Below are 8,498 nucleotides of genomic sequence, written 5' to 3' on the forward strand. Positions count from 1 at the left end.
CTATCACCGCTCACCATCTGGGGTCCTTACAGCTCGTCCTGACATGCGGTCTCGCCTTATATGCACATGGAGAACATGGTCACTCCAGACCAACACTAATCAACATTAACCCTATTCACTTTCGTTAAGCACTTTTTGGTGGGTCCGTTTGGATGCATTGAATAGGTGCGGACTCCACATGGAGACAGAAAGTGCTTTACCAAAGGAGCATCCTTTATGAATACCAACGAAGTTAGCGTCATCAACCTTGACCAGCTTGTGTCTATGAGTAGCTACGATTTCTTGACTAAGGTCATCAACCCGGCTCGTGTGGAGGCTGGGGAGAAGCCTGTCCGTAACAACGACTTTGTGTCCCGTATTGAAGATGAGCTGGACGGTCAAAATGTAGCCTACGAAATTTTCGTAAGCTTCGGGCAGGACGTTAAAAGCTATACCCTCAACACTGACCAGCTTCTGCTGGTCGGGATGCGTGAGTCTAAAGCTGTGCGTCGTAAGGTCCTAGCCTATATTCGCCAGAAGGAGCAAGAGGTCCTCGAACTTCAGGCCCAGCAACTTCAGGTCGCACAGACCAAAGCTATCTGCTATGCGCCCGGTGCTATCGTCCTCGACTCCAAGCTGGACTCCAAGTCAGGCGCCACGCCTACCGAGGTTATTAAAGCTCTGGACCTTAAGTTGACCAGCTCTAAGATGCTGACAGCTAGCGTCCTGACTGGATATCTGAAGACCCTGTGTCGTCCTAACCCATTCTACACCAAGCGTGTTACTGAGTTTGGCACTACGGATATAGACCTATCGACCGGACGTCCACGAGCCATCTTCAATAAGAAAGGTGAGACCAACGGCTACTATCGTCTACAGCCACAGCCTAACGACAAAGAGCCTACCATCAAGATTCTACGCAAGGGTTATGACTGGCTGAAGGATAACTGGAAGGATATCGCTCATGACATGCGCACATCCAATATCAAGGTTGTCCGTCGTCTGGTGGATTCTCACCTGAATGGTAAGGCTACAAAGTCCCAGAAAGCAGCAGCGGGCAAGGGGTCTGACTATGGGTTCTAAGCGACTCACTGATGAACTGATTATGGAGTCAATAGCGACAACCATATGTTTCATTGAGAGACACGGCCCTGAGCATCCTGCGGACCCTATCTTACTGACTTCTCTGCTTCGGCATATACACGAAGAGATGGCACTGAGAGTCGACGAGCGACTGCCTCTAGAGATACCAGAGGGTCTACCTAACTTCCAAGCTCCTATCACCAGTGAATTTGACGTGGATGATTGGTCTAACGAGGACTTCTAACAATGACAACTAAACAACATATCGACCCACGGACACCCATCGGAAAGGCTACTCTCCGTTACCGTGGTCTGCCTACCCGTCGCCTCCTGTCAATGCTGGGGATGGGCGTAGAGGACCCTGAGCGTCCTTTCTATAGTCGAGACGAACTGATAGACCTGCTGGTCGACCGTGACCTGAACAATCAGTTACGCCGAGCGTTCGCTAAGCTGGACGCCACTCACTAACCCCTAATTTAAACCTTTTGAGATGACCGATGCGGGGAGACCCGTAGGCATAACTGTGTCTGCGGTACCGATAGTCTCAACTCTCAAGAGGAGTAATTACTATGTCTAGCAAAGCTAGTGCGTTATTCAACAACAATGACTGGAAACTCCATGTCACCGACATCAATCTCTACGAAAACACTGTGAGTCTGGACGGTCAGTCCTACCCACTGTCCTTCGCTATTAAGACCCTGATTCCGGGCTACCTGTCAGGACTGCCTGCCACCAGCCGCGAGTCCATGGAATTACTGGAAGCTCTGGCTGAAGCTGGCGTGACCATTGGAAACTTCTTCAGCAATGACCTGATGACCGCCTACCAACGTCGCCAGCAGAACAAGCGAGCCGAGGCTGAGCGTATCGCTAAAGAGCAGCGCATTCAGGCTGAGCGTATGCGTGAAGAGAACATGACCGATGCAGAGTGGCAGAAAGAGCTACAGCGCCGCGAACAGGTCAAAGCTGAGCGCCGGACCTATGGTGAGAACCTCCGCAGTGCTACCCATTCCGCTGGTCGCTCCCGTGCCGCTATTGTCGCTGACATTGAGTCAGGCGGTAACTGGATGGACAGCCTCTAAGACAGACACACAAGTGGTCCTGACCTGATGTCGGGACCCACAGTATCTAAAACTAATTTAGGAGATTGATTATTATGACCATGATTAAAGATAGCTATCAGTTCGGCATTGAGCCAGTACGTATCACCGACACCGACAACATTCAGGTTAACGAAGGTCTGCCAACTAACGCTGACCCACAGGTCTATGCCCTCCAGTTAGCTAAGACGGTTAAGGCTATGCTGAACGGTGTACTTAAAGACGCTCAGGATAACATTCCGTTCCCTGTAGAAGTCCTGCCTACCCGCAATAGCCTGCCTACCCCAATCATCGCCCACACCCTGTCTGACCGCTCTGTGGTCGTCCCTGTACGCGGTGGTGAGCGACCTGAAGTCGTGACCGTTCCGTCTGGTCAGGAGATTGTCGTCGAACCTATCGAACAGGCAATCCTCATCTCGGAGCAAACTAAACTGTGGGACGCCAAGTCCTCCACTGGTTTCACTCATGGCACACTCCAGCAGGACGCTATGAACATCTGTGAGAATGTGGTCCGTACCATCAACGCTCGCATGGTTGACGTTCTGGAGTCCTCCAAGCTGCTGAAGACCGTAGAGCTGCCAGTCCTGACTGGAAGCCTGACCACTAAGGCAGACGCTATCATGGACGCTCTGTTTGAGAACACCGAGTCCTCTTTCGGCTCTGAAGTGTCTGATTACGGCATCATCGCCCATGAGTCCCAACTGAAAGCGCTGTCCCGTCTGGCTGCTAAACAGGGCTTCTCTGGTGAAGACGCTATCGTGGATATGCTGGGTACCGACATCGCGTATTACAACGGTGAGGACAAAGGTGTGTTCATGCTGGCTAAACGCTTCACGGCCCTGAGCTTCGGCTGCTTCCGTCACGACGGTGAGAATATTACGGTCGTCCTTTCACGTGATGGCGACTCTCAGTCCCACGACTTGGAAATCCTCGGTAAGGTCTTCGTTGTCGCTGAAGCTGCTACGACAGTTAAGCTGGACACTGGCGCTGCAACCGCAGTCCTGCCTGTAGTCAAACGCCTGAAGTTCACCAAGACCGAAGCGTAACAGCAATGGGTAAGAGCATTAGTAAAGGCCTCCGGTCCATCGCTAAGGGCTTCTCCGCTGGTGGTGGTACATCCGTATCACCTCCGGTCCCTGCGCCTGCTGTGGAGCTTCCTGTAGAGCCTGATGCGGCACCAGTGGTGGAGACACAGAACGACACCCCGGTTAAGACTCCTAGCATGGGTAAGGCTGGACTGAATGTTGGCAGGACTTCAGGTGGTGGATTATCAATGTGATTAATTAACTATGGTCTGGGCCTTCGGTCTGGACTTTATTTTGTACTAGTTATCTAGTGCAGTGGTACAATAGACACAGGAGGACGCATGGACCTGCATAAAGTCTATCTTGTCGTCTTCCTGCTGAAGCTGGTGCTGGTGGTCGTGCTTACAGTTCGGGTTCGGCTGTGAGCTGGCGAGCAGCTAACGATGAGTTTTGGACCAAAAGTTAGAGACCTCATTCAATACAATTAAGACACCAATGTTCCCCGGTGCCACCCTGAGTCCTGACAAAGAGGCCACCGGGGGCCTGACCAGCCGTCTAGACATCCCGTCTAATGACACAAGTCTGGCACAAAGAATGACACAAGGTCTTGACTCAATGCAGGACCTCAGGCCTACTAAGGTCTCTCGTGACTCTAACGAGTAACCGCTTCAAGTCCTTGTAGTTCCAGATGAACTTAATGGGCACATCCAGTTTATCTTTGCCCCGGACACCGTCGCGGAGTGCCGTCATTTGCGGGCCATGATCGATAGCATCCGTCCAGCTGAAGCAGGAGATTGACGTTTTGACCGGATTATCCAGCACCGGTAGGCGTTCTATCGTAATGGTATAGGTCGATTCACGCGCGCCACTATTTCCGCCGCTGATGCCGACATTGCCCGTCAAAATAGGTAACATAGCAATAGCGCGTGCAGTCAGCTCGCCGTTTGCCTGGCGTTGCGGCCCCCAGCCCTAGCAGATATAAGCGGGTTTTGTTGTGCCAATTTCACGCGCCAGTTTGATGATACGGTCTACCGGGATACCGGTAATTTGCGAAGCCCACTGCGGCGTTTTTGCTGTTTTATCGTCACCTTCACCAAGAATATAGGCTTTATAGTGACCATTTTTGGGTGCATCTGCGGGTAAGGTTTTTTCGTCATAGCCGACGCAGTATTTATCGAGAAAAGGTTGATCAACGAGATTTTCGTTAATCAATACCCAGGCAATACCCGCAACCAGCGCGGCATCGGTGCCCGGGCGAATAGGGAGCCATTCGTCTTCACGACCGGCAGCCGTATCGGTATATCGCGGATCGATAACAATCATTTTGGCGTTCGATTTCTCGCGCGCTTTTTCAAGAAGATAAGTGATGCCACCACCGCTCATGCGGGTTTCTGCCGGGTTGTTACCAAACATCACGACCAGCTTGCTGTTTTCAATATCCGTGGTGCTGTTGCCATCATTACTGCCGTAGGTGTAGGGCATGGCACAGGAAATTTGCGCGGTGCTGTAGGAGCCATACTGATTGAGTGAACCGCCGTAGCAGTTCATCAGGCGTTTGACCGCCGAGGCTGATGGCGAAGAGCGGGTCATATTGCCGCCAACAATCCCCGAAGGGTACTGAATATATACAGCTTCATTGCCATACTGTTCGACGGTTTTTTTCAGGCTACTGGCGATAGTATCCAGGGCTTCATCCCAGCTAATCCGTTCGAATTTGCCTTCACCGCGTTTACCCACGCGTTTCATTGGGTAATTCAAGCGATCGGGATGATTAATACGCCGGCGGATGGAGCGACCGCGCAAACAGGCGCGTACCTGATGGTTGCCGTACTCATCGCTGCCGGTATTGTCAGTTTCCACCCAGGTCACTTCATTATCTTTAACATGTAGACGAAGTGCACAGCGGCTACCACAGTTGACGGAACAGGAACCCCAGATCACTTTTTCGCTGGCCTGTTGTACCGCTGCCGCTGCACTGCGCAGGGTGAACGGTAAAGAAAAACCGCCTGCAGCCAGCGCCAGAGAACCTATCGCGGTTGATTTAACGAGTGTTCTGCGGCTGATGCCCACCATTCGGTCATTTTTGGACATAACTCACTCCCTGTTCTTTATCGTTATATAAATGTTTATATATTGAATATTTAGCGCGCTAACAATAGAGGGAGTCTACCCATTTTGGGTTAAGAATTATTAATCCACATCAATAGAAGGGTATGAGTAATAAGGTGAGATTATGTTGTATGTTCAAATCGCCGGATGTGTCATATCCGGCGTTCAGTCGATAATGTGTTACTGCGGTTCGGCAGGCGCGCCATCCTGGGTAGACTGCGCGGGAGCAGAGACGTTACCGCTGGTGGTGCGGTTGTAGAGAATTTTATGCGTATCATTAGCGCAATGCCCGACGACCTGGGAATCAGGCTGATCAACCTGGTCATTGGGTACAATACTTAACGTGAAGCTGCTTTCGGGTACGCCATTATTGATAATGCGCTGTGATATATCGCTCTGTATGCGCTCACAGGATCCCGGCGCGGCGAGTACCGCGGGTGAGGCGAGGGCGAGCAGAAGCGCGGCACAGCAGGTTGAGAGTTTCATCATAAGCTCCTTACGCGAAGATAACTTCTTTAAGCATAGCATTTAACGTGTAAAGTACTGTATTTGCTACTATGATTGAGAATCATCTCTACTCTCTGGTGACTGTTGTGAAATACAAATTACTACCATGCTTACTCGCGATATTCCTCACAGGATGTGACCGCACAGAGGTAACACTTTCATTTACCCCTGAGATGGCCAGTTTCTCTAATGAATTCGATTTTGATCCGCTGCGTGGTCCGGTAAAAGATTTCACTCAGACATTAATGGATGAGCAAGGTGAAGTGACGAAACGTGTTTCTGGGACTTTGTCGGAAGAAGGCTGTTTTGATTCACTCGAATTACTGGATCTGGAAAATAATACCGTGGTCGCTCTGGTACTGGACGCCAATTATTACCGTGATGCCGAGACGCTGGAGAAGAGAGTACGTTTACAGGGAAAATGCCAGCTAGCAGAATTACCTTCTGCCGGGGTGAGTTGGGAAACCGATGATAATGGCTTCGTGATTAAAGCCAGCAGCAAACAAATGCAGATGGAATATCGCTATGATGATCAGGGGTATCCGCTGGGTAAAACCACGAAAAGTAACGACAAAACATTATCTGTCAGCGCCACGCCATCAACGGATCCGATCAAAAAATTAGATTACACAGCGGTTACTTTACTAAATAATCAACGAGTTGGTAATGTAAAACAGAGCTGTGAATATGACAGTCACGCCAATCCGGTGGACTGTCAGCTGATCATTGTTGATGAAGGAGTAAAACCCGCCGTCGAACGGGTTTACACCATCAAAAATACGATCGATTATTATTAATGCTATTGTGCGGTCGGCTTCAGGAGAGTCTGACCCGGTGTTTTGTGCTCTGCCAGATACTGATGCTGGAATATACACATGCGAATGGCATTACGATATTGACCATTAATAAAAAACTCATGCATCAATTCACCTTCAACCGTAAAGCCAAGCTTGCGGTAAATGTGAATCGCTTTTTCATTCTCTTTATCGACGATCAGATACAGCTTATAGAGATTGAGAACGGTGAAGCCATAGTCCATTGCTAATTTGGCGGCACGGGTTGCCAGACCTTTCCCCTGATACTCCGGGGAGATAATTATCTGAAATTCTGCCCGGCGATGAACATGGTTAATTTCCACCAGCTCCACCAGACCGGCTTTTTCGCCGTCACATTCCACCACAAAGCGCCGTTCGCTCTGATCGTGAATATGCGCTTATCATACAGATCAGAGAGTTCAACAAAGGCTTCGTAGGGTTCCTCAAACCAGTAACGCATCACACTGGCGTTATTGTCGAGTTGATGTACATAGCGTAAATCTTCACGCTCCAGCGGGCGTAGCTTAACTGTGGGCGCTTGGCATAACGTGTCCTTACATTCCTTAAATCAATAACAGGTTAGGGGGTAATAACGCGGCCAGTTCGACGGTCCAGGCAGCGCAAAGTATTGGGCTCCCAGTAGGCATTGATGTTGGCGCTTTGCTCACATTTATCGCGGTTATCAAAAGCGGCGTCGGCTTTATCCCACTCTTTTTCAGTGCGTTTATTCACTTTCTGGCGCAGATTGCGCGTGTCATTCCATTGCTCTTTTTCCATAGCGGCGTGCTGGCGGCTTTGTGCACTGTCGCCAGACTCAATCACCAGTTTGTTAGTTTCGGCATGAACAGTTGTGCTCAATGCCAGTGCGCAAGGCAGCAGAAAAGCGAGCAGGCCGATTCGTTTGCTGAGAGTGATTTTCATAATTCATTCCCTGTATGAATGATTAAAGGTGATTCTACACCATCCACTGCGAACGCAAAACGTACCAGGCTGAAGTTTTTGTTACCTGTCCGGGGCGTAATTTCGTCACATTAAAAATCACCACTGAGGACGGTATTACGGGCCTTGGGGATGCCACCCTCAATGGACGTGAGCTTTCCGTGGCCTCTTATTTGCAGGATCATCTTTGTCCGCGGCTTATTGGTCGCGATGCGCACCGTATCGAAGATATCTGGCAGTTTTTCTATAAAGGTGCTTACTGGCGTCGCGGTCCGGTTACGATGTCGGCCATTTCAGCGGTTGATATGGCGCTGTGGGATATTAAAGCCAAAGCTGCCAACATGCCGCTTTACCAGTTACTCGGCGGCGCGTCTCGTGAAGGGGTGATGGTTTATTGCCATACCACCGGTCACAGTATTGATGAAGCTCTGGATGATTATGCCCGTCATCAGGAGCTGGGATTCAAAGCCATCCGCGTGCAGTGCGGAATCCCTGGTATGAAAACCACCTACGGCATGTCGAAAGGTAAAGGTCTGGCTTATGAACCCGCAACCAAAGGACAGTGGCCGGAAGAGCAGCTGTGGTCGACGGAGAAATACCTCGATTTCATGCCGAAATTGTTTGACGCGGTACGTAACAAGTTTGGTTTTAATGAACATTTGCTGCATGACATGCACCATCGCTTAACGCCTATTGAAGCGGCGCGCTTTGGTAAAAGCATTGAAGATTATCGCATGTTCTGGATGGAAGACCCGACGCCAGCGGAAAACCAGGAATGCTTCCGTCTCATTCGCCAACATACCGTCACACCCATCGCAGTGGGTGAAGTCTTCAACAGCATCTGGGACTGCAAACAACTGATTGAAGAGCAACTCATCGATTATATCCGCACCACGCTGACCCATGCAGGCGGAATTACCGGTATGCGCCGGATTGCCGATTTT

General features: G+C 50.2%; 8 protein-coding genes and 2 pseudogenes. 6 read left to right on the plus strand and 4 right to left on the minus strand.

Going from position 1 to position 8,498, the window contains the following annotated elements:
• Nucleotides 1–216 precede the first annotated feature (216 nt).
• The 4 genes from ACUU1I_RS17985 to ACUU1I_RS18000 all read left to right on the plus strand — a co-directional run bounded on the left by ACUU1I_RS17985 (nt 217) and on the right by ACUU1I_RS18000 (nt 3,205).
• Complete coding sequence (locus tag ACUU1I_RS17985; RefSeq protein WP_001095297.1) at nt 217–1,062, plus strand: hypothetical protein; 846 nt, start codon at nt 217–219, stop codon at nt 1,060–1,062.
• Between the two features lie 246 nt (nt 1,063–1,308).
• Nucleotides 1,309–1,530: a hypothetical protein gene (locus tag ACUU1I_RS17990; RefSeq protein ID WP_000208730.1), complete on the plus strand. Its 222-nt coding sequence runs from the start codon at nt 1,309–1,311 to the stop codon at nt 1,528–1,530.
• 101 nt (nt 1,531–1,631) lie between these two features.
• Nucleotides 1,632–2,141 carry a hypothetical protein gene (locus tag ACUU1I_RS17995; RefSeq protein WP_000095382.1) on the plus strand — a complete coding sequence of 170 codons (510 nt, stop codon included), beginning with the start codon at nt 1,632–1,634 and terminating at the stop codon, nt 2,139–2,141.
• 74 nt (nt 2,142–2,215) lie between these two features.
• Nucleotides 2,216–3,205, plus strand: a complete 990-nt coding sequence (locus tag ACUU1I_RS18000) for a hypothetical protein (RefSeq protein WP_000177820.1) — start codon at nt 2,216–2,218, stop codon at nt 3,203–3,205.
• A gap of 657 nt (nt 3,206–3,862) precedes the next feature.
• Here the strand turns inward: ACUU1I_RS18000 and ACUU1I_RS18005 are convergent.
• Nucleotides 3,863–5,275: pseudogene (locus ACUU1I_RS18005) on the minus strand (DMSO/selenate family reductase complex A subunit); the annotation flags it as partial.
• 198 nt (nt 5,276–5,473) lie between these two features.
• The gene (locus ACUU1I_RS18010; RefSeq protein ID WP_005050191.1) at nt 5,474–5,779 is read right to left on the minus strand and encodes a DUF1161 domain-containing protein; all 306 of its coding nucleotides are present in this window, start codon (nt 5,777–5,779) and stop codon (nt 5,474–5,476) included.
• Between the two features lie 107 nt (nt 5,780–5,886).
• Here ACUU1I_RS18010 and ACUU1I_RS18015 point away from each other — a divergent pair, with 107 nt between their 5' ends.
• Nucleotides 5,887–6,597 carry a YnfC family lipoprotein gene (locus tag ACUU1I_RS18015; RefSeq protein ID WP_001321287.1) on the plus strand — a complete coding sequence of 237 codons (711 nt, stop codon included), beginning with the start codon at nt 5,887–5,889 and terminating at the stop codon, nt 6,595–6,597.
• A gap of 2 nt (nt 6,598–6,599) precedes the next feature.
• On the opposite strand, the pseudogene speG reads toward ACUU1I_RS18015, so the two are convergent.
• Nucleotides 6,600–7,160: pseudogene (gene speG / locus ACUU1I_RS18020) on the minus strand (spermidine N1-acetyltransferase).
• A 34-nt stretch (nt 7,161–7,194) separates the two neighbouring features.
• Entirely contained in the window at nt 7,195–7,536 is a 342-nt protein-coding gene (locus ACUU1I_RS18025) for a DUF1283 family protein (RefSeq protein ID WP_000705197.1), read from the minus strand.
• 41 nt (nt 7,537–7,577) lie between these two features.
• Here ACUU1I_RS18025 and rspA point away from each other — a divergent pair.
• A partial coding sequence (gene rspA, locus ACUU1I_RS18030) for a starvation-sensing protein RspA (RefSeq protein ID WP_449144870.1) occupies nt 7,578–8,498 on the plus strand: 921 nt, incomplete at its 3' end.

The sequence above is a fragment of the Shigella sp. SIG3 genome, assembly GCF_053555855.1.

What these genes read in the sequence shown, in the direction of transcription:
- ACUU1I_RS17985 (WP_001095297.1), top strand. Translation starts at nt 217, where the DNA reads ATGAATACCAACGAAGTTAGCGTCATCAACCTTGACCAGCTTGTGTCT.
- ACUU1I_RS17990 (WP_000208730.1), top strand. Translation starts at nt 1,309, where the DNA reads ATGACAACTAAACAACATATCGACCCACGGACACCCATCGGAAAGGCT.
- ACUU1I_RS17995 (WP_000095382.1), top strand. Translation starts at nt 1,632, where the DNA reads ATGTCTAGCAAAGCTAGTGCGTTATTCAACAACAATGACTGGAAACTC.
- ACUU1I_RS18000 (WP_000177820.1), top strand. Translation starts at nt 2,216, where the DNA reads ATGACCATGATTAAAGATAGCTATCAGTTCGGCATTGAGCCAGTACGT.
- ACUU1I_RS18010 (WP_005050191.1), bottom strand. Translation starts at nt 5,779, where the DNA reads ATGAAACTCTCAACCTGCTGTGCCGCGCTTCTGCTCGCCCTCGCCTCA.
- ACUU1I_RS18025 (WP_000705197.1), bottom strand. Translation starts at nt 7,536, where the DNA reads ATGAAAATCACTCTCAGCAAACGAATCGGCCTGCTCGCTTTTCTGCTG.